Source organism: Saccharothrix carnea (assembly GCF_003014735.1).
GTDB classification, from domain to species: domain Bacteria; phylum Actinomycetota; class Actinomycetes; order Mycobacteriales; family Pseudonocardiaceae; genus Actinosynnema; species Actinosynnema carneum.
The window spans coordinates 597,198-622,231 of record NZ_PYAX01000003.1 but is presented as its reverse complement, the minus strand read 5'-3'; the positions used below and the strand labels follow the sequence as shown (position 1 = coordinate 622,231).

Annotated in this window: 25 protein-coding genes; 6 read left to right on the top strand and 19 right to left on the bottom strand. The window is 71.1% G+C overall.

Annotated features, from left to right (window positions below; all coding sequences use genetic code 11):
* Position 1 precedes the first annotated feature (1 nt).
* The 5 genes from B0I31_RS11180 to B0I31_RS11160 all read right to left on the bottom strand — a co-directional run bounded on the left by B0I31_RS11180 (position 2) and on the right by B0I31_RS11160 (position 5,260).
* Complete coding sequence (locus B0I31_RS11180) at positions 2-718, bottom strand: type 1 glutamine amidotransferase (RefSeq protein ID WP_106615229.1); 717 nt, start codon at positions 716-718, stop codon at positions 2-4.
* Positions 715-1,893, bottom strand: a complete 1,179-nt coding sequence (locus B0I31_RS11175; RefSeq protein ID WP_106615228.1) for a Mur ligase family protein — start codon at positions 1,891-1,893, stop codon at positions 715-717. Before B0I31_RS11175 ends, B0I31_RS11180 begins: the two co-directional genes overlap by 4 nt.
* Positions 1,894-2,006: 113 nt before the next feature.
* Complete coding sequence (locus B0I31_RS11170; protein WP_106615227.1) at positions 2,007-2,489, bottom strand: helix-turn-helix domain-containing protein; 483 nt, start codon at positions 2,487-2,489, stop codon at positions 2,007-2,009.
* Between the two features lie 134 nt (positions 2,490-2,623).
* Entirely contained in the window at positions 2,624-3,286 is a 663-nt protein-coding gene (locus tag B0I31_RS11165) for a SanA/YdcF family protein (protein ID WP_106615226.1), read from the bottom strand.
* 21 nt (positions 3,287-3,307) lie between these two features.
* The gene (locus tag B0I31_RS11160) at positions 3,308-5,260 is read right to left on the bottom strand and encodes an LCP family protein (protein ID WP_245949806.1); all 1,953 of its coding nucleotides are present in this window, start codon (positions 5,258-5,260) and stop codon (positions 3,308-3,310) included.
* 185 nt (positions 5,261-5,445) lie between these two features.
* On the opposite strand from B0I31_RS11160, the gene B0I31_RS11155 reads away from it, so the two are divergent.
* Positions 5,446-8,391, top strand: coding sequence for a glycine--tRNA ligase (locus B0I31_RS11155; RefSeq protein ID WP_106615440.1), 2,946 nt, complete (start codon positions 5,446-5,448; stop codon positions 8,389-8,391).
* A gap of 72 nt (positions 8,392-8,463) precedes the next feature.
* Here B0I31_RS11155 and B0I31_RS40520 read toward each other — a convergent pair whose 3' ends face one another.
* Entirely contained in the window at positions 8,464-8,637 is a 174-nt protein-coding gene (locus tag B0I31_RS40520; RefSeq protein WP_181320102.1) for a hypothetical protein, read from the bottom strand.
* 311 nt (positions 8,638-8,948) lie between these two features.
* On the opposite strand from B0I31_RS40520, the gene B0I31_RS11150 reads away from it, so the two are divergent.
* Positions 8,949-10,058, top strand: a complete 1,110-nt coding sequence (locus B0I31_RS11150) for a sugar ABC transporter substrate-binding protein (RefSeq protein ID WP_106615225.1) — start codon at positions 8,949-8,951, stop codon at positions 10,056-10,058.
* Here the strand turns inward: B0I31_RS11150 and B0I31_RS11145 are convergent.
* The gene (locus tag B0I31_RS11145) at positions 10,051-10,542 is read right to left on the bottom strand and encodes a winged helix-turn-helix transcriptional regulator (RefSeq protein ID WP_106615224.1); all 492 of its coding nucleotides are present in this window, start codon (positions 10,540-10,542) and stop codon (positions 10,051-10,053) included. The two genes, B0I31_RS11150 and B0I31_RS11145, sit on opposite strands and share 8 nt — an antisense overlap.
* Positions 10,543-10,623: 81 nt before the next feature.
* Between B0I31_RS11145 and B0I31_RS11140 the strand changes: the two genes are divergently transcribed.
* On the top strand, positions 10,624-11,280 hold the full coding sequence (locus B0I31_RS11140; protein ID WP_106615223.1) for a DUF899 domain-containing protein: 657 nt from the start codon (positions 10,624-10,626) through the stop codon (positions 11,278-11,280).
* 6 nt (positions 11,281-11,286) lie between these two features.
* Complete coding sequence (locus B0I31_RS11135; RefSeq protein ID WP_106615222.1) at positions 11,287-11,727, top strand: pyridoxamine 5'-phosphate oxidase family protein; 441 nt, start codon at positions 11,287-11,289, stop codon at positions 11,725-11,727.
* Here the strand turns inward: B0I31_RS11135 and B0I31_RS11130 are convergent.
* Together B0I31_RS11130 and B0I31_RS11125 are read right to left on the bottom strand one after the other, a co-directional pair.
* On the bottom strand, positions 11,724-12,446 hold the full coding sequence (locus B0I31_RS11130) for a hypothetical protein (RefSeq protein WP_106615221.1): 723 nt from the start codon (positions 12,444-12,446) through the stop codon (positions 11,724-11,726). The genes B0I31_RS11135 and B0I31_RS11130 overlap by 4 nt on opposite strands.
* Before the next feature lie 23 nt (positions 12,447-12,469).
* Entirely contained in the window at positions 12,470-12,802 is a 333-nt protein-coding gene (locus B0I31_RS11125) for a hypothetical protein (protein WP_106615220.1), read from the bottom strand.
* 245 nt (positions 12,803-13,047) lie between these two features.
* Between B0I31_RS11125 and cspE the strand changes: the two genes are divergently transcribed.
* Positions 13,048-13,254, top strand: a complete 207-nt coding sequence (gene cspE / locus B0I31_RS11120; RefSeq protein WP_053717138.1) for a transcription antiterminator/RNA stability regulator CspE — start codon at positions 13,048-13,050, stop codon at positions 13,252-13,254.
* A gap of 85 nt (positions 13,255-13,339) precedes the next feature.
* Here cspE and B0I31_RS11115 read toward each other — a convergent pair whose 3' ends face one another.
* The 10 genes from B0I31_RS11115 to B0I31_RS11070 all read right to left on the bottom strand — a co-directional run bounded on the left by B0I31_RS11115 (position 13,340) and on the right by B0I31_RS11070 (position 24,006).
* Positions 13,340-13,759 carry an ester cyclase gene (locus B0I31_RS11115; RefSeq protein ID WP_106615219.1) on the bottom strand — a complete coding sequence of 140 codons (420 nt, stop codon included), beginning with the start codon at positions 13,757-13,759 and terminating at the stop codon, positions 13,340-13,342.
* 168 nt (positions 13,760-13,927) lie between these two features.
* Positions 13,928-15,634 carry an acyl-CoA dehydrogenase family protein gene (locus B0I31_RS11110; RefSeq protein ID WP_106615218.1) on the bottom strand — a complete coding sequence of 569 codons (1,707 nt, stop codon included), beginning with the start codon at positions 15,632-15,634 and terminating at the stop codon, positions 13,928-13,930.
* Between the two features lie 86 nt (positions 15,635-15,720).
* The gene (locus B0I31_RS11105; protein ID WP_106615217.1) at positions 15,721-16,533 is read right to left on the bottom strand and encodes an SWIM zinc finger family protein; all 813 of its coding nucleotides are present in this window, start codon (positions 16,531-16,533) and stop codon (positions 15,721-15,723) included.
* Positions 16,526-18,892 carry a DEAD/DEAH box helicase gene (locus B0I31_RS11100; RefSeq protein ID WP_245949805.1) on the bottom strand — a complete coding sequence of 789 codons (2,367 nt, stop codon included), beginning with the start codon at positions 18,890-18,892 and terminating at the stop codon, positions 16,526-16,528. The genes B0I31_RS11105 and B0I31_RS11100 overlap by 8 nt, the downstream gene beginning before the upstream one ends.
* A gap of 778 nt (positions 18,893-19,670) precedes the next feature.
* Positions 19,671-19,940 carry a GlsB/YeaQ/YmgE family stress response membrane protein gene (locus B0I31_RS11095; RefSeq protein ID WP_106615215.1) on the bottom strand — a complete coding sequence of 90 codons (270 nt, stop codon included), beginning with the start codon at positions 19,938-19,940 and terminating at the stop codon, positions 19,671-19,673.
* Positions 19,941-19,979: 39 nt separating this feature from the next.
* Complete coding sequence (locus tag B0I31_RS11090; protein WP_106615214.1) at positions 19,980-20,510, bottom strand: hypothetical protein; 531 nt, start codon at positions 20,508-20,510, stop codon at positions 19,980-19,982.
* Positions 20,511-20,559: 49 nt separating this feature from the next.
* Positions 20,560-21,648, bottom strand: coding sequence for a DNA cytosine methyltransferase (locus B0I31_RS11085; protein WP_106615439.1), 1,089 nt, complete (start codon positions 21,646-21,648; stop codon positions 20,560-20,562).
* A 13-nt stretch (positions 21,649-21,661) separates the two neighbouring features.
* Positions 21,662-22,048: a very short patch repair endonuclease gene (locus B0I31_RS11080; protein ID WP_106615438.1), complete on the bottom strand. Its 387-nt coding sequence runs from the start codon at positions 22,046-22,048 to the stop codon at positions 21,662-21,664.
* 80 nt (positions 22,049-22,128) lie between these two features.
* Positions 22,129-22,845, bottom strand: a complete 717-nt coding sequence (locus B0I31_RS11075; protein ID WP_106615213.1) for a hypothetical protein — start codon at positions 22,843-22,845, stop codon at positions 22,129-22,131.
* 48 nt (positions 22,846-22,893) lie between these two features.
* Complete coding sequence (locus tag B0I31_RS11070; RefSeq protein WP_106615212.1) at positions 22,894-24,006, bottom strand: DUF2786 domain-containing protein; 1,113 nt, start codon at positions 24,004-24,006, stop codon at positions 22,894-22,896.
* An 89-nt stretch (positions 24,007-24,095) separates the two neighbouring features.
* Here B0I31_RS11070 and B0I31_RS11065 point away from each other — a divergent pair, with 89 nt between their 5' ends.
* Positions 24,096-24,767, top strand: coding sequence for a hypothetical protein (locus tag B0I31_RS11065; RefSeq protein WP_245949804.1), 672 nt, complete (start codon positions 24,096-24,098; stop codon positions 24,765-24,767).
* The last annotated feature ends 267 nt before the right edge of the window (positions 24,768-25,034 follow it).

The following is a 25,034-nucleotide window of genomic DNA, read 5'->3' as shown; positions in this document are numbered from 1 at the left end:
CTCAGAGCGGGACGCCGGCGGCTTTGGCGCGTTCGGCGCGCAGGCGGGTCACGTCGGGCAGGTCGAGGGGGCCGGGCTTGATGCCCGTGGCCCACTCGATCAGCAGGTCGGCGATCTGCGGGTTGCGCGGCAGGACGGGACCGTGCAGGTAGGTGCACAGGATCCGGCCCTGGACCGCGCCCTCCACCGAACCGTCGTTGCCCGTGCCCACCTTGACGTGCGCCAACGGGCGGGCAGACGGGCCGAGCACGGTGCGGCCCTGGTGGTTCTCGAACCCGGTCAGCAGCCCCTCGAACAGGCCGTCCGCGGGGGTCGCGATGACCTCGCCGATGGCACGGCTGCCACCCGCGTGCGACGTCGAGTCGATCAACCCGAGACCGGCGTGGGTCACCTGGTCGGCCCGGGTGAACGACTCGCCGAAGATCTGGATCCCCGCGCACACACCGAGGATCACCGCCCCGCGTGCCGCCGCACGCTGCATCCCCGGGTGCTCGCGCAGGTGCCGCACGGCCAACGTCTGCGCCGTGTCCTCACCGCCGCCGACCACGTAGATGTCGCACGACTCCGGCACCGGCTCGCCGAACCGGATGTTGACGATCTCGGCGGAGATGCCCCGCCACGTCATCCGCTTCTCCAGCACGACCGCGTTGCCGAAGTCGCCGTACGTGCCCAGCAGGTCGGGCAGCACGAGCGCGATCTGGACCTTGCTGGTGCTCACTGGGCGGCCCTCGCGTTCAGGTCGCGGAATGCGGTGTAGTTGGCGATCACCTCGACCGGTCCCGGCGGCATGGCGTCGATCGCCAGCAGCGGGTCCGGCACGATCGTGTGCTCGACCTCGGCGTAGGTCAGCCGCACGGCCAGGTCCGTCGCCCGCTCGCCGGACGCGATCACCTGACGGCCGCGCAAACGCTCGAACGGCACGTCCCACAGCCACGACAGGTCGCGCCCGTCCGCCTCGTGCGCGTTGATCACGAGCACCGCGGGGTGGTCGGCCTCGCGCACCACGGTCAGCGTCTCGCTCCACCCGGCCGGGTTCTTCGACAGCAGCAGCCGCGCCCGGTGCCCGGACCGCTGGATCGTCCGGTACCGACCGGCCACGTTGGACACCGCGCGCAACCGCTGCACGGCCTCCTCCACCGGCACGCCCAGTGCCGCCGCGGCCGCTGCGGCCATCACGGCGTTGGCCTGGTTGAACTTGCCGGGCAGACGCAGCGACAGCTCCACCTTCACGCCGTTCGGCGTGACCAGGTACCCGTCGCCGGTCACCCACTGCGGCCGCGGCCGGGCCAGGTCGCACCCGGTGCACTGCCAGTGCTCGCCCTGCCAGCGGATCGGGTCGCCGCAGCGCGGGCACGAGGCGGCGTCGTTGTGCCAGCCCGTCCCGGTGGCGACCCACACCACGTTCGCCGAGTCGCGGGCCGCCGACGTCACCATGATGTCGTCGCAGTTGGCCACCACGACCCCGGTCACCGACGCCAGCGCCGTGCGCAGCGACTTCTCGATGGTGCGCACCTCGCCGACCCGGTCGAGCTGGTCGCGGCTGAGGTTGAGCAGCACGGCCACCGCGGGTGCCGCGGCCCGCACGACCTCGGGGAAGTACCCCTCGTCGACCTCCAGCACCGCGTACGGCGCGTCGGGCTGCTTGGACAGCGCGGTCACGTGCCCGTCCGGCATGTTCGCGCCACCGTGGTTGGTGGCGACCTCGCCCAGGAACGACACGGCCCGGCTGAGCATCATCGTGCTGGTGGTCTTGCCGTTCGTGCCGGTCACCAGCGCGACCTGGCGTCCGGACGTCAAGTGCGCCAGCGCCTGCGGGTCGAGCTTCAGCGCGACCCGGCCACCGATCATGCCGCCCGCGCCCAGGCCCATCTTCTGCGACAGCTTGGAACTCATGTTGCCCAGTCGCACGGCCGCCGCGGTGCGCAGCGGCAGGCGGGCTGGGTCTGCACCTGGAGTGTTAGGCAACCGACTTCCCGGATCTGTCAGGGGAGGGAGATCCCCCGATGCTACCGGGGCCCGTGGTGGTCGAGCTCCCGCAGGGTCCTGATCAGGTCCACCGTGCTGAGCTGGCACAACTGGGCCATGTACTCCAGCGCGGGCAGGTCGAGGTGCACCTCGGGCGGCTGGCCGGGCACCAGGTGCGCGAGCCTGCCCTGCGCCCAGCGGCGCAGCGGCATCAGTTGCGGTCGCGTGTCGGCGACGACCGTGGCCAAGTCCACCGAGAGGTGCCCGGCGGGGGTGTCGCCGAACACGCGTTCGTGGACGCGCGCGAGCACCTGGTGCGCGGGCACGCCGAGCGCGACGCAGATCTCGACCAAGCGGACCACCGAGCACTGGCGGGTACCCAGTTCGTACGTGGCGAGCGTCTGCAGCGAGATGTCGCTCTGCAGCCGGCGGTTGAGCTCCTTGCGGGTCCAGCCGCGCTGCTTGCGCAGGCTGCGGAGCTCGTCGCCGAGCACGCGCTGGTACGCCGCTGTGTCGATCTGCACCGTCGATCCTCCAGTCCGCCGGGGCCCCGACAGACCCCACGCAGATGGAAAGCGCGACAGGACGTTCGCTTACGCGGGTTGTCCCATTTATCGCCCGATTAGGCTAATCGAGTGGTACTGACAGTAGCGTTTCATCACTCCAAGGCGCTGGTCACGCCGCTTTCCCGCGGTCCGAGGAAGCGCGGGTCGGGCTTGGCGACGACGCCGTCCCACATCGCCTTGCCCGCCGCGAACACCTCCCGGAAGTGCCCGTAGGCGGTGGTCGACACCCGGTCGGACGTGTCGTGCCCCACGCCGAACGCCTCGATGCCCGCCGAACGGCACAGCGCCACCGCGCGCGGCAGGTGGAACTCCTGGGTCACCACGGTCGCCCGCTCGACGCCGAAGATCCGCTTCGCCCTGGTGCACGAGTCCCACGTGTCCAGGCCCGCGTAGTCGGCCACCACGTCGTCCGCGGGCACGCCCCGGCCGATCAGGTACGTGCGCATCGCGGTCGGCTCGTCGTACTCCGTGCGGCTGTTGTCGCCGCTGACCAGCAGCACCTCGACCTTGCCGCGCCGGTACAGGTCGGCGGCCACGTCGAGCCTGCCCGCCAGGAACGGCGTCGGCGTGCCCGCCCTGGTCAGGCCCGCGCCGAGGACCAGTGCCACCGGCGCGTCCGGCACGTCCGCCGCGTCGTGCCGGTAGGCGGCGCTGCTGGTCTGCACCCACACCCACGGCGTGGCCGCGACCACGGCCAGCAGGCCGAGCGCGACCAGCACGCGCTTCCACCGGATCCGTCCGACGAAGCTCCCCACGGCTACCCCCCGAGTAGTCGATCAGTTGACGCAGCGCACCCCGTCCGCGGTGATGGGCGGCTCCGTCGTGGTCGTCGTCGGCTGCTGCCGCGCGCCGTCCAGGCCGACCAGCGGCTTGCCGGCGAGGTTCTGCGCGCCCGGCCCGGCGTAGTCCGAGCCCACGAACACGCGCACGTGACCGGCCGGGACGTTGGGGTCCTCTTCCAGTTCGAGGCCGCCCAGGCTCTCCGACACTGCCTCCGCCGCCGCCTCGCCGCCCGTGCCGTAGCGGGCCACCGACGTGGCCATGGGCGTGGCGTTGTCGGCGCCGCCGTCGACGAACCGCTCGGCCACCAGCGCCTGCAGCACCCGCCCGGCCAGGCCCGGCAGGCCCGAGGCGTTGCGCACCTCGACGGTGACGGTCGCGTGGTCGACGGGGGGCGTTGTGGTGCCTGTCGCGTTCGGGTCGGCGCTGAGGTTCTTGAAGAACCTCTTCACCTCGCGCTCGTTGACCTCGACCGCCATGCCGTCCTCGGGCGTGTTCAGCTCGATGCTGCCGGTCGGGATCGTCTCGAACCTGAGGTTGCCGCCGGTCAGGTCCTTCATCTGGGTGGCGAAGTCCAGCACGTTCCAGCCGTCGTTGAGCACGATCGACTTGGTCAGCGCGTCGATCAGGCCGCGCAGCTTGCCGGGGTCCGACAGGGTGCCCGCGGACAGGACCTGCTTGGCCAGGCCCGCCATGAACACCTGCTGGCGCACGATGCGGTCGAGGTCGCCGCGCAGCAGCCCGTACCGCTGCCGGACGAACGCCAGCGCCTCGCGGCCCTGGATCTTCTGCGGCCCGGCGGCGAAGTTCGCGCCGGACATGTCGTCCCGGGTGGCCTGGTTGAGGCACACGTCCACGCCGCCGATGGCCTTGGTGATCTCGTAGAACCCGACCAGGTTGATCTCGGCGTAGTGGTCGATGACGACGCCGGTCAGGCCCTCGATGGTGGAGATGAGGGTCTTCGCGGCGCCCTGGCGCGACTTGACCTCCAGCTCCGCGGGGTTGTCGACGCCTTCCTTCTGGAGCTTCGCGACGGCCTCGTTCTTGCCGTAGCCGTAGGCGGAGTTGATCTTGTGTCGGCCGTAGCCGCCGGCGATCTGCACGTAGGAGTCGCGCGGGAACGACACCGCGACCGCCTTGCCGCCGTCGTTCGGCACGTGCATCAGGATCAGCGTGTCGGTGTTCAGGCCGCCGTCGTTCTCGTTGCCCGCGTGCAGCTCCCGGAGGATCTCGTCGGGCAGCGGGTTGCCCTTGGAGTCGGTGCGGCTGTCCATGCCGACCATGAGGATGTCGACCGAGCCGTCGGCGGGCTTCTCGCCGCCGCCCGCGGCGCTGATCACGTCGGTGGTGGTGATGTTGCTCAGCAGCGTGCTGAGGTTCGCCCACGCGTAGCCGGTGCCGAGCAGGACGGCGACCGAGAACAGGGCGAGCAGCGACCGGCGGAAGATCGCGCCGCCGCTCGTGGGGCGCGTCGGCGGCCTGCGGCGTGGCGGACCACCCCCGCGGCCGGCCGGCGGACGGGGCCGTTGGGCGGGGGAGACGCGTTGGGGTGCGGCGGGCCGCCGGTCGTCGTCCGCGCGGGAGCGACCGGGCTCGCTGCCCGCCCTGGCCCGCGGCGCACTCGCGCGCGGACCAGGGGCGGGGTCGGTCGCGGAGCGCTTCGGGCGCTCGCCGGGCGCGCGGCGTTCACCGGTCGGACCGGGCGCGCGTCGTTCGCCGGAGGGTCGTTCACCGGCGCCGGGCGCGCGGCGTTCCGGCTGGCCAGGGGTGCGGCGCTCACCGGTAGGGCGCTCGGGTCCGCGCCGCGGCGGGTCGAAGCCGGCGCTCGGTTCGGAGCGCCGGGGCGGCTCGTGGCCGCGCGGCGGTTGACCGGCGGAAGGATTCCGAGGGGGAACGGGTCGCCTGCGGAACCCATCGGGTTCGCCTGGCCTCGGCGGCCGGTTGTCCACTCCCACTCCTCCCATGTACCCGGGTTCACGCCAATGGACGCATGACAGGCCGCCCGGGTTGCCACCAGCGTCGCACAGCCGCGTCGCCGGACGTGGTGATACCGGGCCGCGGCCGTGCTGACCAGGTCGGTTACCCGATTGTGAGGTCACCGGTGCTGCGTTCGTAGACTGCCACCGTGCTGACCATGCAGGATGCGCTGCTCGCGCTCACCAGGTACTGGACCGAACGGGGCTGCGTCGTCGTGCAGCCGTACAACACCGAGGTCGGCGCCGGTACGTTGAACCCGGCCACCGTGCTGCGGGTGCTGGGTCCGGAGCCGTGGCGCGTGTCCTACGTCGAGCCCAGCGTGCGGCCCGACGACGCGCGGTACGGCGAGAACCCGAACCGGCTGCAGACCCACACCCAGTTCCAGGTCATCCTCAAGCCCGACCCGGGTAACCCCCAGGAGCTGTACCTGGGCAGCCTCGAAGCGCTGGGCATCGACGTCCGGGCGCACGACGTGCGGTTCGTGGAGGACAACTGGGCCTCGCCCGCGCTCGGCGCGTGGGGTCTGGGCTGGGAGGTGTGGCTGGACGGGTTGGAGATCACCCAGTTCACCTACTTCCAGCAGGCCGGCGGCATGTCGCTCGACCCCGTGTCGGTCGAGATCACGTACGGCATCGAACGCATCATGATGGCGTTGCAGGGTGTCGACCACTTCAAGGACATCGCGTACGCGCCCGGCATCTCCTACGGCGAGGCGTTCGGCCAGGCCGAGTACGAGATGAGCCGCTACTACCTCGACGACGCCGACGTGGAGGCGAACAAGCGGCTGTTCGAGGAGTACGCCTCCGAGGCGCGCCGGATGCTCGACGCGCGCCTGCCCGTGCCCGCGCACAACTACGTGCTCAAGTGCTCGCACACGTTCAACGTGCTCGACGCCCGCGGCGCGATCAGCACCACGGAGCGGGCCCGCGCGTTCGGCCGGATGCGTGGCCTGGCCCGCGAGGTCGCCGGCCTGTGGGCGGCCCGCCGCGAGGAGCTCGGCCACCCGCTGGGGCTGGCCGAGGCGCCCGCCGCGGCCACGACGCCGGACACGTTCGCCGAGGTCACCGCCCCGGCCACGCTGCTGTTCGAGATCGGCACGGAGGAGCTGCCCCCCGCCGAGGTGACCCGCACCGTCGAGGCGGTCGGCAAGGCCGTCACGGACAAGCTGGGCACGACCAGGCTGGCGCACGGCGCGGTCGAGGTGCACGGCACGCCGCGCCGGGTCGTGGTGCTGGTGCCCGACGTCGCGCCGCGCGAGCCGGACGCGGAGAAGACCGTGCGCGGTCCCCGCGTGTCCGCCGCGTTCGACGCAGACGGCAACCCGACCAAGGCCGTGCAGGGCTTCGCCCGCGGCCAGGGCGTGGCCGTGGACGCGCTCGGCCGCGTCACGGAGAACGGCGTCGAGCACGTCGCCCTGGTGCGCACCGATCCCGGTCGCGGCGCGGTCGAGGTGCTCAGCGGGCTGCTCGGCGAGGTGGTGGCGGAGCTGCGCGCCGAGAAGAACATGAAGTGGAACGACCCGAAGCTGTCGTTCACCCGCCCGATCCGCTGGCTGCTCGCCCTGCTGGGCACGACGCCGGTGCCGGTCGCGGTGTCGTCGCTGGCGGCCGAGCCGAAGACCCGCGTGCACCGCACCGCCGCCACGCCCGTGGTCGAGGTGTCCACGGCGGACGGTTACCTGGAGTTCCTGGCCGGGCACGGCATCGACGCCTCGGCTCAGTCCCGCCGGGACGCCATCGTGGCGCGGGCCGAGGAGCTGGCCGCGTCCGTGGGCGGCGTGGTGGACTTCGAGGGCGTGCTGGACGAGGTCACCAACCTGGTCGAGCGGCCGACGCCGATCCTCGGTTCGTTCGAGGAGCGCTACCTGGAGCTGCCCGCGCAGATCCTCACCACCGTGATGCGCAAGCACCAGCGGTACCTGCCGGTGCGCGCGCAGGACGGTTCGCTGCTGCCGCACTTCGTGGCCGTGGCCAACGGCGAGGTGGACGCCGACCTGGTCCGCGCGGGCAACGAGGCCGTGCTGCGGGCCCGGTACGAGGACGCGGCGTTCTTCTGGCGGGCCGACCTGCGCACGCCGTTGGCGGACATGAAGGCCGGGCTGGAGAAGCTCACGTTCGCCGACAAGCTCGGTTCGATGGCCGACCGGGCGGGCCGGATCGCGACGCTCGCGCGGCGGCTCGCCGACGAGGTCGGCACGGCCGACGAGACCCTGGCGCGGGCCGGTGAGCTGGCCAAGTTCGACCTGGGCTCGCAGATGGTGATCGAGCTGTCGAGCCTGGCGGGTGTGATGGCCCGCGAGTACGCCGAGCGGGCGGGGGAGACGCCGGAGGTCGCGCGGGCCCTGTGGGAGATGGAGCTGCCGCGTTCGGCGGGTGACGCGCTGCCGTCGTCCACGCCCGGCGCGCTGCTGTCGCTGGCCGACCGGTTCGACCTGCTGGCGGGGCTGTTCGGCATCGGGGCCAACCCGACCGGCAGCTCCGACCCGTTCGGGTTGCGGCGGGCGGCGTTGGGCGCGGTGAGCGTGCTGCGGGCGTTCCCGGACCTGAAGGACATCACGCTGACCAAGGCGTTGGCGCTGGCGTCGCAGGACTTGGAGGTGTCCGCGGAGGCGTTGGACACCGCGCGCGAGTTCACCGTGCGGCGGTACGAGCAGCAGTTGCTGGACGCCGGGCACGACCACCGGTTCGTCAACGCCGTGCTGCCGCTGGCCGACGCGCCCGCGGTGGCCGACGCGACGTTGGCCGAGCTGACCGGGCTGGCCGGTGACCCGGACTTCGCCGCGCTGGTGGCCGCGTTGCAGCGGGTGCGGCGGATCGTGCCCGCGGACACCGTCGGCGAGTACGACCCGCAGGCGCTGGTGGAACCGGCCGAGTTGGCGCTGCACAAGGCGCTGGCCGACGTGCCGGCGGGCGTCACGGGGCTGGCCGCGTTCGCCGCCGCCGCGAACGGGCTGACCGGGCCGGTGAACACGTTCTTCGACGAGGTGCTGGTGATGGCCGAGGACGCCGACGTGCGGCGGGCGAGGCTGGGGCTGCTGGCCGCGATCCGCGACCTGGCCGCGCCGGTGCTGGACTGGCAGGCGCTGGGCACGGCCCTGGGCTGAGCCCGCCCGTTCACGCGCATGCCGAAATCCCCGCCCCCGGTTGCTCCGCGGGCGGGGATTTCGCACGCCCGGCTACCAGTCGCGGTTGTCCTGGAAGGCGATCGCCCAGGTGGTCCCGGACGACTCAGCGACATCGACGACGGTCTGGTCCTGTGCGACTTCTCCGGCGCCGACGGCTGTTCCGGCGCCCAAGGCGAGCAGGGCCGCTGCGGTCGCGGCCATCAGCGCTGCGGGGATGATTCTCACGCTGTCTTCTCCTCACACACCCGACCGGGATCGGTCGGCGCCACCTTTGCGTACAAATTACGTGATCAAGCGCCGACCCGCGACACTGCGTCTTTTGTAGCCGATCGAGTGCACAGCGTGACGTCCGGCCCTGGGTAGGGGGGTGAGCTGGGGTTTCAGGGGTCCGGAGAGGTCGGTGCATCGAATGTTACAGACCATTTGGCGCTGTCGGGTTGCTACGTCTTGACGAACCTGCTCCCCAAGGGATGGAATTCCGCAACATTCCGTATTTCAGCCGTCCACGACGATGTTGCCGGGCAAGGGGTTGGCGAATGCGAAGGCTGGTCCGAGCCGTGTCCTGCGGTGTGCTCGTCCTGTTCGTCGGCGCCTGCGGCTCGGCCGTCGACCCGCTGGCGCCGCAGACCGGCAACCGTGCGCCCAAACCGGTCGTCGGCGTGATCCTGCCGGACCGCTCGTCGTCGGACCGGTGGGAGGAGCAGGACCGGCCGCTGCTGCTGCAGGCGTTGAACTTCGCGGGCGTCGAGGGCCTGATCGAGAACGCGGACGGTGACGAGGCCAAGTTCGCCAGCATCGCCGACGAGATGATCGCCCGGAACGTGAAGGTGCTCATGACGACGCCGCTGAGCCCCGAGGGCGGCGCGGCGGTCGAGCGCAAGGCCAGGGAAGCGGGCATCCCGGTCATCAACTACGACCGGATCAGCCTGGGCGGCCAGGCCGACTACTACGTGTCGTTCGACAACCTCAACGTCGGCGAGTTGCAGGCCGAGGGCCTGCTGAGGTGCCTGGGCGACAAGTCGGGCGCGCGGATCATCGAGCTGCAGGGCGCGCCCACGGACAACAACGCCACCCTGTTCTTCGACGGCCAGCGCCGCACGCTCGGCCCCAAGTACGACACGGGCGCGTTGCGACTGGTCGACAGCAAGCCCATCGACAAGTGGGACCCGGTGCTCGGCAAGGCCGCGTTCGAGCAGATGCTGGCGGCGGCCGGCGGCGCGGTGGACGGCGTGGTCGCGGCCAACGACGGGCTGGCGGGCGCGGCGATCGAGGTGCTCAAGGCCGAGGGCCTGGCCGGGCGGGTGCCGGTGACCGGCCAGGACGCCACGGTGGAGGGCCTGCGGTCGATCCTGCGCGGCGAGCAGTGCATGACGGTCTACAAGCCGATCCGCGACGAAGCCGAGGCAGCGGCTCGACTGGCCATCGCGGTGGCCCGCGGCGACCTCAGCGGCGCGGACGACCTGGCCACCGGCAACACCCGCGACCTGGTGGCGAAGCGGGACGTGAAGTCGGTGCTGCTGGGCGCGGACCTGATCACCCGGGACAACGTGCGCGGGCTGGTGGCCGAGAGCGTGGTCAAGCCGGTGGACCTGTGCGCGGGCGACACCGCGGACGACTGCGCCGAGCTGGGCATCCTGGTCAGCTAGCGCGGTCCCGGCCGGCTGCGGGTTCAGGTGGCACGGCGGCGCCGGGGCCGGGCAGCACGTCGATGCCGTCCGGGCCCATCGGCTCACCGCACTCGGAGCAGTGCAGTTCCACGTGGGCGATGCGGCCGCACGCGTGGTGGCGGTAGAGCGCGGGTGGGCCCGCCTCCCCCGCCGTCCAGCGGTCGCCCCAGCGCACCATCACCATCAGCAGCTCGACCAGCTCGGTGCCCTTCGGCGTGAGCACGTACTCGTGGCGCGGCGGCTTGGCCGAGTACTCGCGCCGTTCCAGCACACCCTGCTCCAGCAGCCACTTCAACCGTTCGGCGAGCACCTTGCGGGAGATGCCGAGGTCTTCCTGGAGCTGGTCGAAGCGGGAGATGCCCACGTAGACGTCCCGCAGGATCAGCGGTGACCACGGCTCGCCGACGACGTCCATGGTGCGCGCGATCGAGCAGGTCATGTCGCCGAACCTGGTCCGCTGCACGACTCGAGTCTAGCGCTTAGGGTTCCTTCAGGGAACGGACCGCGCTAGGGTGAGTTCCCTCAAGGAACTTGGAGGTGTGTGATGGCTCGACCGACCGTCGTCTCGCCGCGGGATTGGCAGGCCGCCCGCGACGACCTGCTGGTCAAGGAGAAGGAGCTGACCCGCGCGCTGGACGCGCTGGCCGCCGAACGGCGCAGGTTGCCCATGGTGCGGCTGAGCACCGACCACGAGTTCACCGCGCCGGACGGCGCCGTGGTCGGCCTCACGGACCTGTTCGCGGGACGCCGCCAGCTCGTCGCCTACCACCACATGCTCGCGCCGGGCCAGGACTGGCTGTGCTCGGGTTGCTGCTCGTTCACCGACAACCTCGGCGATCAGACCCACCTCAACGCCCGCGACACCACGTTGATCCTGATGTCGCGCGCGCCGCAGGACGAGATCGCCGCCGTGCGCGAGCGGATGGGCTGGACCGTGCCCTGGTACTCGTCCGGCCAGGCGTTCTACGACGAACTCGGCCTGGGCGGCGGCTTCGGGCTGAGCGTGTTCCTGCGCGACGGCGACGAGGTGTTCCGCACCTACTTCACCACCGGGCGCGGTGTCGACCGGCTCAGGTTGGACTTCAACCTGCTCGACCTGACGCCGTACGGCCGCCAGGAGCAGTGGGAGGACTCACCCGAGGGCTGGCCGCAGACCCCGACCATGGCGTGGCTGCGCCTGCGCGACGAATACGAGGTGTGACCCGACGTGGACCGCGTCCTGACCGAAGCCGAACGCGACGAGTTCCTCGGCCTGCCGCACGTCGCCGTGCTCGGCGTCGCGGCCGAGGACCGGCCGCCGCTGCTCGTGCCGGTGTTCTACGCCTACCGGGACGGCCGCGTCTCGTTCTTCACCGGCACGCAGGGCCGCACGGCGCGCAAGATCCGGCTGCTGGAACGCGCGGGCGCCTTCAGCCTCAACGTGCAGCAGGCGACCTACCCGTACCGGTACGCGACCGCCGAGTGCGTGGTGGAGCGGGCCGACCGGGCGCCGTCGACCGACGAGGTGGTCGCCGTCGCGAGCCGGTACATGCCCGAAGCCGACGCGCGGGCGTTCGCCGAGTCGGAGACCGCCGCACCGTCGGGCACGTTCGTGCTGTTCACCGGCCGTCCGGTGCGGTGGCTGACGAACGCCTTCGAGGAGGGCTAAGCCTCTTCGTCGTGCCGGCCGGAGATGAACTCCTGCACCCGGATCTTCGCCCGGATCAGCGGCTGGCGGATCCGGGCCTCCCGGCGGTAGGCCTTGCGCAGCTTGCGGGAGCCCTCGGTGTACCGCCAGCGGGCCCACGGCGAGCCCGGCCGGGCCAGCCGCACCGCGCCGATCTCCGGCAGCACGGGCACCAGCAGCCCGAGCAGCCCGGTCCACACCTTGCCCTTGAGCAGCGCCACGATGGCGAACCCGAGGTTGACCAGGATGATCAGCACGCGCAGGGCGACGCCCTCGCCGTAGAACTCGTCGTAGCCCAGCGGCCGGGCGCCGAGCAGCAGCAGACCGGTCATCCCGATGGCCAGGAACACCGCGTCGACCGACAGCCGGCCGTCCTTGGTCCAGTACACGTCGCGCAGGTGCAGGATCAGCGCGAACTCGTCGAGCACGAGGGCCGCGCCCACGCCCAGCAACGCGGCTGCGGCAACCCGCACCCCGTGCTGGTCGTCCGGCACGGCCAACCCGATCACGCCGCCGAGCAGCATGAAGACCGCGCCGAACACCACGTGGTGGATGTGCGTGCCACCAGAGGTGATGTTGCCCGGCCACCAGCGGACCTTCGCCCGGATCAGGCGGACGCTGATCCGGATGAAGACGAAGGTGAGCACCAGGCCGACGAAGAAGAACAGCAGCCGGGACTGGGGCAGGTGGAGCGCGTACACCTCCCCATCTTCACCCGCCGGGGCTACTTGAGGTTGATGCCACCCGTGACGTCGCCCGCCTGCACGACCGTGCCGTGCACCGTGCCGGAGATCTGGTTGTTCACCCGGCCGGTCTGCGTGACGGCGTGGTGGGCGCGCAGTTCGGCCCCGAAGGCAGGATCGGCCTGGACGGCCCGCTCCAACGTCTCGCTCAGTGCCGCGACCTGCGGCGAGTCCTCGGCCGCGCCTTCGGCGGCGGCGAGCGCCGCGGTCGCGACGGGGTCGTCGGCGAACTTCGCCCGGACCAGCTCGTACAAGCCCGCGACCGCCCGCGTGGCGAGCGAAGCGGCGATGGAGACCAGCATCGGTTCAGGCATCGGGGACCCCCTGTGATCGCAACCTCGCCCACGGTAGCAGTGCGACTCGCCGCATTCTTCCGCTCGACTGCCGGCGGGATCTCATGGTTGACTGTCTTCGGTCGTACCTTTCTGTGTTCGTGTTCCACCACGCTCGCGGAACGGAGTTGCGGGCGCCGAACTTTCCTCGCCAGGAGGGGCCGGGGCCCTAGCTGACCCGGTGGTCGCAAGCGCGATCCGGCACCTGTTAGAGGAGAAGTAGCAAGATGGCAGTTCAGGGCACCGTCAAGTGGTTCAACGCGGAGAAGGGCTTCGGCTTCATCTCCCCGGACAACGGTGGCGCCGACGTGTTCGTGCACTACTCGGAGATCCAGAGCAACGGCTACCGCACCCTGGAAGAGAACCAGCGGGTGGAGTTCGAGATCGGCCAGGGCCAGAAGGGCCCGCAGGCGCAGACGGTTCGACCGCTCTGACCTAATCGGGGTCACCACCAGGACCTCGATCTTTTCGGGCCGCCACCCCTCGCAGCAGCGGGGGTGGCGGCCTGAATCGTCTCGTTCAGCTCGTCAGCGCGGGCGCCTCGCCGACGTGCTCGCCGTACACCCGCTTGCCGACCAGCCGGGCGTCGTCGAAGACGAAGAACACCGTCGTGCGCACCCGGTAGGCCCGCCCCGCGGGCTCCTCGCCGCGGAGACTGCCCAGGTGGGTGCCCCGCAGCTCCAGTTCCACGATCACCGCGTCGTCGGCGTGGTGCAGCTCGACCAGCGTGCTGCGCCGGTCCGGGAACTCGTCGCGGACGCGGGCGTAGTACCCGGCCACCTCGGCCCGACCGTCGAACACCTGCCCGGTCGCCACGATCTCGCACCGCGGGTGGTCGAAGGCCCCGACCGCGGTGTCGAACTCGTGCTCGTTCTCGGACTCCAGGTGCTCCAGCACGATCGCCTCCCGCAGGGCCCGCAGTGCCTTGGACGCGGTCATGCGCGCGATTCCCTCCGGTTCGTCGGTAGCTGACGACGAAACACGGACGCGCACTCACCAGTCAAGACGCATCTTCGCCCGGAGGGTGCGCGTTAAGCCGCAAGGACGTGTGCGGCACCGTCCGGTCGGAGTGGTGCCGAGTGGTGCCGTTGCCTTGCCGTGATCGGCTCACGGGCGCATTTCGTAGGCCCCCGACAACGCCGCCACCTTGCTCCAGACGCGTTCGAAGCGGGCCTGGTCGACCAAGGGCTTGCGGACCTGCTCGACCGCCCACCGCTGCTGCGCCTCCGTTGACGACGCCTTTCCGTGCAACGCGACCGCATAAGCCGAGAAGTCGCGCACCAGGACGTCGAACACCTGGTCCAGCACGTCGGCCTCCAGGTCGGTGATCCGGGCCTGCTCCAGCACCAACTGGCCGTAGACGACCAGTGTGAACAGGTGGCCGAGGTTGAGCAGGAAGTCCAGGTCCTTCTGCTGCTCGTCGTCCGGCGCGGCGGTGGTGAGCAGGGTCCGCAGTGCCCGGGCCTGCTCGTGGAAGCGGGCGACGTTGGGCACGTGCGCGTGCTCGCGGTAGGCGGTCTCCCAGTCGTGGAACCGGACCTGCCCGAGGCCGCGGGCCGGGCCCTGGTGCCAGAAGAAGTCGTCGTCCGCCGGGTCGTGCCTGGTCGCGACCTCGGGGTACGCGGTGGGGTGGAACAGGTAGTTCGGCATGAACTTGAGCACGAGGGCCAGGTTCACGTGGACCGTGCCCTCCAGCTTGGGCAGCGCGCGGATGTCGCGGGCCGCCATGGAGAAGTAGGTGTCCTTCTCGAACCCCTTGGCCGCGATCACGTCCCAGAGCAGGTCGAGGACCCGTTCACCTTCGCTGGTGACCTTCATCTTGGTGATCGGGTTGAACAGCAGGTAGCGGCGGTCCTCGGGGGAGGCGCCGCGGAAGTAGTCCACCGAGCGGTCGGCGAACAGCTTCATGGCCGTGAGGCGGGCGTAGGCGTCCACGAAGCTCTGCCGGACGTGCGGGAAGTCGGTGACCCGCTTGCCGTACAGGATCCGGTTGTGGGCGTGGGTGACGGCCTCGTAGAACGCGTGCTCGTCGATGCCGATCGAGGCCGTGCACAGGTTGAACTTGCCCACGTTGACCGTGTTCAGGGCGGCGCTGAACGCGTCCGGCCCGGTGTGCAGGACGTCGTCCGCGGTGACCGGGTAGTCGTCCAGGCGGAACTCGCTGACGAACATCTGCGAGTCCACGATGTTCTTGACCAGCGTGAACTTCTCGTGCTGGGAGTCGACGGCGAAGAACACGTACCCGTCCGGGCCCTCGACGTCCGCGCGGCGGCCGAAGACCGACACCATGCCGGCCACGTTGCCGTTGCCGATGTAGTACTTACCGCCGGTCGCGGTGAAGCCGGTGGCGGTCGGCGTGAGGACCATGTCGGTGGAGTAGACGTCCGCGCCGTGCTCCTTCTCCGAGAGCCCGAACGCGAACACCGCGCCCCGGTCGAGGAGTTCGGCGGCCTTCTCGCGGGCCGCGGCGTTGTCGCTCATCCAGATCGGGCCCAGACCGAGCACGGTGACCTGCCAGGCGTACCAGTACTGGAGGCCGTAGAAGCCGAGGACCTCGCTCAGCGCGGCGTTGCGGGCGGCGTCCCAGCGCTTGTGGGGGTCGCCGCCCGCCTCGGTCGCGGGCGTGCAGAAGGTCGCGAACAGCTTCTCGCGCGCGACGAAGTCGAGGAACTCGGTGTACCAGACCTTGGCCTGGTCGTCGGCGATCAGGCGGCGCTTGCCGCGCTCCTCGAACCAGTCGACGGTCGCGCGCAGCAGGCGGCGGCTCTCCGCGTCCAGGTGTCCGAAGTCGTGGGTGTTCGGGTCGAACAGCACCGGGGTTCTCCCTTCGTCGCCGCCGCACGCTACCAGTCGGTAACTTATTCGGCTGCTCGCACCCGGACGGGAGTGTGCTGCTTCGGCTACTTCGCCAGCCGCCGGTAGAGCGGGCGCAGTGCGTCGGTCACCGAACGGCCGTCCACGACGAGCGGTTCCAGCTGGTCGAGCAGGGCGTCCGGGCGCCGGGTGGTCGGTTCGAGGACGTCCGGCACGACGTCGGCGACCTTCGGGCGTGCCCAGAAGGCCTCGAACGAGTCGTCCGGCGGTTCCCGGCGTGCCTCGGGCTCGTGGGGCGGGATGGGGGCGCGCAGGTCGCGGAGCCGGTCCAGCAGGTCTTCGCGGGACCGCCCGCGCCAGGCCAGGATCTCGAACGGGTCGGTGTCGAACGACTCGGCGAGCAGGTAGCAGGTGGCGGCGAGGTGCTTGCACGGCACTTCCCAGTCCGGGCACGTGCAGTCCATGTGCAGCTCGCGCATCGTGCCGGGGAACAGGGTGAGGCCGAGGTCGCGGAACACGTCCTCGATCTCCGGCGGCATCTCGCCCGCCAGCAGCTTGGCCGCGAAGATCGCCTGGTCGGCCAACGCGTGCTCGATGCGCCGCCAGTCGTCGTCGCTGAACTTCCGCACCCCGATCCGCGCCCGGTACGGCTCCGGGCGGGTGCCGGTCACCAGCGCGACGACCAGGCTGGTGGACAGGGACAGGCTCATCACCTGGCCCGTGCGCGCGTACGTGCGGCCGCGGGCGAGTCGGGCGGCCATGCCGAACGACTCCAGCACCTCAAGGAACCGGCGCGACCACCACGTCCGCGCGATGTCACCCCGCTTGCTGCGCAGCGTGAGGCCGCCTTCGACCCGGATGGGGCGCGACGGCGGGCGGTACCCGTGCCAGTCAGTCACCGATGGCCTCCCCGGACAGGGCGAACAGGTCGCGCAGCTCACCGGTCGACAGCTCGGTCAGCCAGTCCTCGCCCGCGCCGACCACGAGGTGCGCCAACCCCCGCTTCTCCTCGATCATCCGGTCGATCCGCTCCTCCAGCGTGCCGACGCAGACGAACTTGCGCACCTGCACGTGGTTGCGCTGGCCGATGCGGAACGCGCGGTCGGTGGCCTGGTCCTCCACCGCCGGGTTCCACCAGCGGTCGAGGTGGATGACGTGGTTGGCGGCGGTCAGGTTCAGCCCCGTGCCGCCGGCCTTCAGCGACAGCACGAAGATCGACGGGCCGTCCTCGGCCTGGAACCGCCGGACCATCTCGTCGCGCTGCCGCTTCGGCGTGCCGCCGTGCAGGTAGAGGACCTCGGTGTCGAAGCGCGCGGCCAGGTGCGGCACGACCAGGGAGCCGAAGGCGGTGAACTGGGTGAAGCACAACGCCTTGTCGCCATCGGCCAGCGCCTCGTCGAGGATCTCCTCCAGCCGGGTGAGCTTGCCGGAGCGGCCGGCGACGCGCGAGCCGTCACCGAGGAGCTGCGCCGGGTGGTTGCAGACCTGCTTGAGGCGGGACATCGTGGCCAGGACCAGGCCCTTGCGCTGGACGCCCTCCGCCTCGGCGATCTTGGCCAGCATGTCGTCGACCACGGCCTGGTAGAGCGTGGCCTGTTCGGGTGTCAGCGTGCACAGCTGCTTGACCTCGATCTTGTCCGGCAGGTCGGTGATGATCCGCGGGTCGGTCTTGAGCCTGCGGAGCACGAACGGGCCGGTGATCCGGCGCAGGCGGACGGCGGCGTCCTCGTCGTGGTGGCGCTCGATGGGGACGGCGAAGCGGGCGCGGAACGTGTTGACCGTGCCCAGGACGCCGGGGTTGACGAAGTCCATGATCGACCACAGCTCGGCCAGCCGGTTCTCCACCGGTGTGCCGGTCAGCGCGACCCGGTGCCGGGCGGGCAACGCGCGCACCACCTTCGACTGCCGGGTGGAGCTGTTCTTGATGTTCTGCGCCTCGTCCAGCACGACCCGGTCCCAGCTGACCTCGGCGAGCTTCCCGGCGTCCCGCGCGACGACCGCGTAGGTGGTGATGACCAGGTCGCAGTCGGTGTCGAGGGCCCGGTCGGCGCCGTGGTAGACGCGAACCTCCAGGTCGGGCGTGAAGCGGGCGGCCTCGCGCTGCCAGTTGCCGACCACCGACATCGGGCAGACCAGCAACGTCGGCAGCCTCTTGCCGTGGGCGCGGTTGTGCGCTTCCAGCGCCAGCAGCTGCACGGTCTTGCCGAGGCCCATGTCGTCGGCCAGGCACGCGCCCAGGCCCAGCCGGTCGAGGAACGCGAGCCAGGCCAGGCCGCGCTTCTGGTACGGCCGCAGTTCGGCGACCAACCCTCTCGGCGACTCGACCGGTTCGAGGTGGTGCTCCACCTCGCCGGACAGCAGGTCGCCGAGCCAGCCGGTGGCGCTGACGCCGTTCAGCGGGAGCGGCAGGTCGGCGTCCTCCGGGTGCAGGCCCGAGTGCAGCAGGACCTGGGCGGCCGTCATCTGCCCGCCGCCCCGCTTCAGGAACGCGAGGCCCGCGGCGAGGCGTTTCGGGTCGACGTGCACCCACTGGCCGCGGACCCGGACCAGCGGCACCTTCGCCTCGGCCAGTGACTGCAGTTCGGCCTCGGTCAGCCGTTCGTCGCCGACCGCCAGTTCCCACCGGTAGTCGACGAGGACCTTCAGCCCGAGTTCGCTCTCCTTCGCCACCTGCCCCGCCGTGCCGCGACTGGTGGCCGTGAGCCGGAGCCCGAGCCGGTGGGGCTGACGCCACCACGAGGGCAGCATCACGCCGTAGCCGGCCTCCGCCAACACCGCCGCGTGCTGCAGGAAGTCGTAGGCGCCCTCGACGTCCAGCTCCAGCTCGACCGGTCGTCGTGCGGAGAGCGCCCGATCCAACGCCGGGTAGAGCCGCCCCGCCCGGCCCAGGTCGCCGAGCAACACGTCCTCAGGCCGGCTCACCCACCGCCGCAGCACCGCGTCCTGCTTGTGCCACAGCTGTTCGACGGTCACCACCACACTCGGCTCGTCCACCGCCTGCAACAGGAACTCGACCCGCCACCCGTCCTTCGTCATACCGCCCTGGTCGGGCGAGCTGAGCCGAAAACACGTCCGAACAGGACTCTCCTGCAGCCCACTGGCCCGCCAAGCCGCCAACTTCGACCGCAACGCCCCGGCATCCCCGACCACCCGCGGCTCACCCACCAACCCGGCCAACCACCGCCCCACCACCCCGTCACCACCGGCGTCCACACCCCGCAGCGCCACCCTGACCTCACGGTCAACCGCCCGGTCCACCACTTCCTGAACCAAGTCACCAGGCCCATCACCACCACGGAACGACGGCGGCATACCCGCCCGCAACGCCGCGTGACGAAGAGAGTCCACCCCCGCCAACACCGCCCGCCACCGCGCCACCCCATCCCCGTCGACCGCAGGCAAAACCCGGCCCCGCCGCACGAGATCCCTCACGAACTCCTGCACATCACCCAGGAACTTCCACGAAGCCCCACCCCGACAATCGGGCGGCGACTGCGGAACCACCCCCTCCACCCACACCACGGGAACCACCCACTCCCGCCACCGAACCACCCCTCGCCGAGCACCCCCGTCCTCCCGAACCAACTCGGGAGACCCCACCGGCCCACCGGCATACGAGGGCAACCGAATCACGACCTCCCCAACCTCACCCCCAACCCCGACCAACCGCCCAAGCCCCTCCCCACCAACCGCGAACGGATGCCCAACCGCCCGCCGCGGCAACCGCCCACCAACCCGCTCCGGCAACGCCGAATCCTCGACCCAAACCCCAACCCGCCCGCCACTCACGCCCAACGCGTGCAACACCAACACCCCAGCACTATGCGCCCACCCAACCTCAACCCCCAACCCGCCCCCACCCCAACCGCCTCCGCCCACCCCTTCCCGCCCACGCTCGTCACCCAACCAACCGAGCTGGCCCAGCCGTGCCAGCCGAACCGGGCCCGGGCCGAGCCGGGCCAAACCGGGTGATGGTTGTGGGTGGCAGGCCGGGCGGGGTTGGACCGGGCGGCCTGCCGGTGGTCGATGGGTTTGGTCAGTGGGGTTGGTGGGACTTCTTGCGGGCCAGGGTGGTGACGCCGATGGCGGCCAGGCCCACCTGGAGGGCCAGTTCGATCCAGTCGATGCCCGCGGTGTCCGAGACGCCGATGGTCGACGCCGCGAACGTGCCCGCCAGGGCCGCCGCGATACCGACCAGGAGCGTCATCACCATCGAGACCTTCTGCCTGCCCGGCACGACCAGCCGTCCCAGGCCACCGACGATCACGCCGATGATGAGCGCCGAGATGAGCCCGGTGATCTCCACGAGAGGTCCTTTCCTCGCCCTACGCGTCCACCACGAGCATCACTCCACGCCTTCCCCTCCCGAATCGGGTTTGCCCCTGACCCGCCCCTGATCCCGACCCTGAACGTGGAACACCTGCGCGCCCTCGGCGGACAGCGCCCGACCCGGCACGTCCGGGTCGCAGCCCACCCTCGCCAGACGTGACCTGATCGAGGTGGGTGAGCGTTCCAGCCGCCGCGCGATCGAACGGATCAGCTCGGCGGTCGGGGTCTCGGTGGTCGCGGCCAGCCACTCGGTGCGCAGAGCCGCGTCCAGGTCCGGCGTCCACGGCTGGTTGGCGTTGGCCGGGCGGTCGCGTGGCGCGGGCAGGGCCGGTGTGCTGAGCCTGGCCAACGCCTCCAGCACCTGGGCCAGCAGCTTGCCGATCTTCGCGCCCGCGCTGGCGGGCAGGTGGATGGTGCCCTCGGCCACCAGGGCGCCCGAGGTGTCCACACCGGTCAGGTCGACGGAAAGGTCCGGGTCGGCGGTGGCCACCACCTGGTAGGTGGTGGAGCCGATGCGGACCGCGTTCTCGTACGTGGTTGTCGTCATGGTGATGACGTTAGCGGAGGGGTCTGACAATTTCGGGGGAGACGAGGCGTCAGCGGCAGAGCGGGCAACTGGGCGCGGTCGGTTCGGCGCCCGTCAGGTACGGCTTGAGGTGCTCGGCGATGGCCCTGGCCAGCGACGGCGGTACGGCGTTGCCGATCTGCCTCGCCACCTCGACCTTCGTGCCGCACCACTCGAACGAGTCCGGGAACGACTGCAGCCGCGCCGCCTCCAGGTGCGTGATCGGCCGGTCGACCCGGTGGCCGTCCTCGCCCGGCTCCCACTGCGGGTGCAGGTAGCGGCCCTTCTCCGGCTTGTAGAACTCGGTGCGGATGGTCAGCGACGGCTCGTCCCACCGCATCCGGCCCATCACGTCCGTGGTGCCGGTCTTCTTCTCCCGCCAGCACCGGGGCAGCAGGTGCTGCGGCACGTCGAACCGGCCGCCGCCCGGCGGGACGTGGCGGTACCGCTCCAGCGACAACGGCGTGGGGTTGCGACCGATGTGCAAGTCCGGGCTCTTGAACGGCCCGGGCAGCTCCCGCCCGAAGAACTCCACCACCGAGTCCGGCAACGCGGTCGTCACCGGCCGTTCCGGCAGCCCGCGCAGCACGTCACCCACCGTGTGCCAACGCCCACGCGGGTGCGTTGCGGTCGGCAACGGGATCGGCCCGATCCGCGAGCCGATCACGATCGTCCGCCGACGTCGCTGCGGCACGCCGAAATCCGCCGCCAGCAGGATGCCGTAGCTCAGCTCGTAGCCCTCGGTCTCGGCCTGCAGCAACGCGAACTCCGTCGACGCCAGGAACCGGTCGACGTTCTCGATCACGAACACCGCCGGCCGGGCCCGCCGCACGAACCGCAGGTATTCGCGCCACAGCGAGTTGCGCGGGTCGTCGACGTCCTTCGAGCCCAGGTTCGAGAAACCCTGGCACGGCGGACCACCCACGATCACGTCGACCTCGGGGATCTCGCTGTCCGGCACGGCCGCGATGTCCGACCAGCGGATGTGGTCGTCGCCGAAGTTCGCCGCGTACGTGGCTGCCGCGTGCAGGTCCCACTCGACCGCCATGACCGGCCGGTAGCCGCCCGCCGCGGCGAACCCGGAGGTCATGCCGCCGCAGCCGGCGAACAGGTCGATCATGGACAGCACGAGCTCAGGCTAGCCGACCGCGCCGCCGCAAGACCGTGGTCCGCACCCGACTCGCCGCGTCGGCCGGGTCCTCGTGCTCCCACACCCGGACCGCGAGCCACCCCGCCTCCGCCAGCACCTGGTCGGTGTTCGCGTCACGAGCCTGGTTCGTCTCGATCTTCGTCCGCCAGAACTCGCCGTTGCGCTTGGGCCACGTGCCGTGCTCCGGGCAGCCGTGCCAGAAGCACCCGTCCACGAACACCGCCACCTTGGCCGGCCCGAAAACCACGTCCGCCTCACGCCGGACCGCGCGCACCGGCCGCTGGTGCACCCGGTAGCGCAGCCCCAGCCGGTGCAGTTCACGCCGCAACGCCACCTCGATGCCCGTGTCACGGGAACGCTGCTTGCTCATCCGGGCGCGGACGTCGTCCGTCGTCTCCAGGTTCGGCACCCGGCCATGATGGCACCCCGTCGCGCACGCCGGACGCGGCCTCACACCGGGTGCAGCACGTCCCGCAACCGCCGCGCCGCACGGTCCAGCTGCGCCCGCGCCGGCAGCACGGCCGCACCCACCTGCGTGTACTCACCCACCCCCAAGTCCGCGAAGAAGAACGGCGGCATCGCGTGCACCAGCAACTCCTCCGACCGCTGCCGACCGCCGCGAGTGTTGAGGATCAGCCGCTCCACCCACGCGTCCACCCGGAACACGGTGTCCGCCAACGGGTGCACCCGCACGTCCAGCCCGTGCCCGCGCAGCACCGCGAGCACGTACACGTCCCGCAGGAACCCCAGGAACTCGGACACGACCCGGTTGCGCAACGCGTCCCGCCCCGCCGCACCGACCTCGGCGATCACCTCACGAGCCGGCGTCCACAACATCGCCCGCGCCCGCTCGTCCGCCTCGCAGAACTCGCGGAACTCGGGCCATCCGGGTAATCGACCCAGCGCCTCGACCACGTGGTGAGCCACGTGCGTGAACGCGAAATCGGGCCGCCAGTCCCGGATCTCCGGCACGTCGGTCGGACCCGGTCGCGGCGCGCTGCGGCACGCGGCCTCGACCTCATCCGCGGTGATCCGGTGGACGGCGACGGACTCGTGCGCCATCACGTGCGCCACGACGTGCTTGCGCCTGCTGTACCAGTGGTTGAAGTGGAACCGGGTCTCCTGCGTGACGTTGAACAGCCTGCGCACTTCCATCGCGGTGGTCATGACGCAGAGGGTACGGACGGGCACCGACAGTTCCGGTGAAACCGCAGGTCAGGTGATCGACAGGTTGGCCCGGTCCGCCGCCGAACGACCCGCGTCCCACCCCGCCGCGCTGCGCACCGGGGTCGTCTTGGCCACGGTCCGGCTGAACATCGCGCCGAAGTACTCCTCCACCGCCTTCTTCCGCTCCGCCAGCACGGGCAGCAGCCGGTCGTCGTCGGGCACCTCGTTCGCCGCACGCAGCCGTTCGCCGATCCGGTGCGCGTAGGACAGCAGGAACGACTTGCGGAACACCGCAGACCGCTCTTCGTCGCCCTTGCGCGCCTTCTCACCCGCCGCGACCATCGCCCGCGTCGCCTGGACCAGCAGCGACGCCGACAGCAGTTCCACGATCTCCAGGTCGAGCTCCTCGCCGACCAGCGCCACGAACCCCAGGTCGTACACCACGGCCCGGCAGCGGTTCGCCTCCGCGACGACGTGCACGACCTGCGCCTTGCCGTCGAAGTACCGCTTGTCCAGCCACAACCGGCGCGACGTCGTGGTCGGCGCGTCGAGGGGCATCCGCTCCAACGCGTACCGCGTCACCAGCTCCTGCGCCTTCGCCGACAACGCCTCGGCCTCGTCCGGGAACGCGGTCGACTCGGCCTTGGCCAGCAGCCCCCGCACCCGGTTGAGGATCTTCGGGTCCACGTGGTGGTGGTCGACCGCGGCCAGCGGCGTCCCGGGCTCGGGCACGATCACCGGCAGTGCCGGCAACGTGATCAGCACCGCCAGCACCGCCACCGCGGCGGACACGGCGTCGTCGCGCAGCTCGATGTGCCTGCTCGCCCACTGGTCGACGTGCGGCTGGTCGACGTCCCACCAGACCGTCGCCTCGATCTCCGCCAACTGCTCGCGCCAGCGCGGGTGCAGCGCGGGGTAGCGGGACGCCTCCAGCGCCAGCGAGTCGACGAGGAACGACAGCGCGCGCTCGTCCTCGTTACGCCGTACGACCTCGTACACGTCGTACGGCAGCCAGCCGTGCTTCCACAGGTGCTCGAAGGCACGCCTCAGCACCGCCTGCACCGCGTCGTCCACTTCGGCCGGTGGGAGGGAGGAGGTGCGCGGCAGCCGGGCCCGGCGGTTCGCCGCGGCCCGCCACAACGCCTCGCGCAGGGAGTCCACGACTGCCGATTGTCCCCTTTCGGGTGTGGTGTCGCCGCAGCCGGTGCGCGTTGCGGCCCGCACGCGCCCCGACGTGCCAGCCTCGCGCGGTGAGCCGGAAGACGCAGTCGCCGAAACGGCGGCCGATCGTGGTGGTGCACCGTCCACAGGGGACGCCGCTGACCACGGCGCAACGACAGGTCGTCCACCGCTGCCGCGCCCTGCCGCAACTGCTCGACCCGCTGGAGGCCGAGCTGACGGTCAGCAGCGCGGTGGCCGACGTCGGGCCCGACGAGGAGTTCTGGGCGGGCCTGATCGAGCACGCCGTGTCGCTGCCCAGCCGCCGCAACCACGCCCTGCTGCGCGTCCTGGCCGCCGTGCTCACCGGCCGCCCGCGCGAGTGGGCGGCGAGCGCCGTCATCCCCGCGGGTCCCGCCCTGGCAGTCGGCGGCGCCTGGATCTGCGACCGTTCGATCGACGCCGGCTACCTGGCCCTGATCTGCACGTACCGGTTCGCCGCCGCCGAGCACGCCATGGTGTTCCTGATCGACGAGCTGGCCGGCGGCGAGGTCCGCACCGCCTTCGTGACCCGCGACGTCACCACCGCCCGCCGCCGCCTGGCCGAACAAGGCCCGCTGACCCCGATAGGAGCCGAGGCCGCGCACTGGCTGCTGGCCAAGTCCTACCACCGCCTCGACCGCAACGCGGACGCGGTGATCGACCAGGACGTCCGGCGCACCCGGCTGCTGGCGGCCCGCCGGATCGCGCTCGCGTTCGGGTGACCCCTAATTCATTACTCCGACATCGAATCAGGTGACCGCGGTCACGATCCCGTTGGTCCGAACGGAGAGCGAATTGCCGAAGTAGGGGAATGTCTTCCGTCCTGGCATACCGTACGGTCGTGTTGTTGGTCGAATTGACACGCCACGGGGGTAGCGGATGTCGCGATCAGGTCAGGGCCCGGCGGACGGGCTGGGCAACACCTTGTCGGGGTCCGTCTCCGGCGGTGCGGTGCAGGCGGCAGTGGTGCACGGGGGGATAGCGTTCCA

What these genes read in the sequence shown, in the direction of transcription:
- B0I31_RS11175 (WP_106615228.1), bottom strand. Translation starts at nt 1,893, where the DNA reads ATGAGTTCCAAGCTGTCGCAGAAGATGGGCCTGGGCGCGGGCGGCATG.
- B0I31_RS11155 (WP_106615440.1), top strand. Translation starts at nt 5,446, where the DNA reads ATGCAGGATGCGCTGCTCGCGCTCACCAGGTACTGGACCGAACGGGGC.
- B0I31_RS11150 (WP_106615225.1), top strand. Translation starts at nt 8,949, where the DNA reads ATGCGAAGGCTGGTCCGAGCCGTGTCCTGCGGTGTGCTCGTCCTGTTC.
- B0I31_RS11140 (WP_106615223.1), top strand. Translation starts at nt 10,624, where the DNA reads ATGGCTCGACCGACCGTCGTCTCGCCGCGGGATTGGCAGGCCGCCCGC.
- B0I31_RS11125 (WP_106615220.1), bottom strand. Translation starts at nt 12,802, where the DNA reads ATGCCTGAACCGATGCTGGTCTCCATCGCCGCTTCGCTCGCCACGCGG.
- cspE (WP_053717138.1), top strand. Translation starts at nt 13,048, where the DNA reads ATGGCAGTTCAGGGCACCGTCAAGTGGTTCAACGCGGAGAAGGGCTTC.
- B0I31_RS11115 (WP_106615219.1), bottom strand. Translation starts at nt 13,759, where the DNA reads ATGACCGCGTCCAAGGCACTGCGGGCCCTGCGGGAGGCGATCGTGCTG.
- B0I31_RS11090 (WP_106615214.1), bottom strand. Translation starts at nt 20,510, where the DNA reads ATGACGACAACCACGTACGAGAACGCGGTCCGCATCGGCTCCACCACC.
- B0I31_RS11085 (WP_106615439.1), bottom strand. Translation starts at nt 21,648, where the DNA reads ATGATCGACCTGTTCGCCGGCTGCGGCGGCATGACCTCCGGGTTCGCC.
- B0I31_RS11080 (WP_106615438.1), bottom strand. Translation starts at nt 22,048, where the DNA reads ATGAGCAAGCAGCGTTCCCGTGACACGGGCATCGAGGTGGCGTTGCGG.
- B0I31_RS11075 (WP_106615213.1), bottom strand. Translation starts at nt 22,845, where the DNA reads ATGACCACCGCGATGGAAGTGCGCAGGCTGTTCAACGTCACGCAGGAG.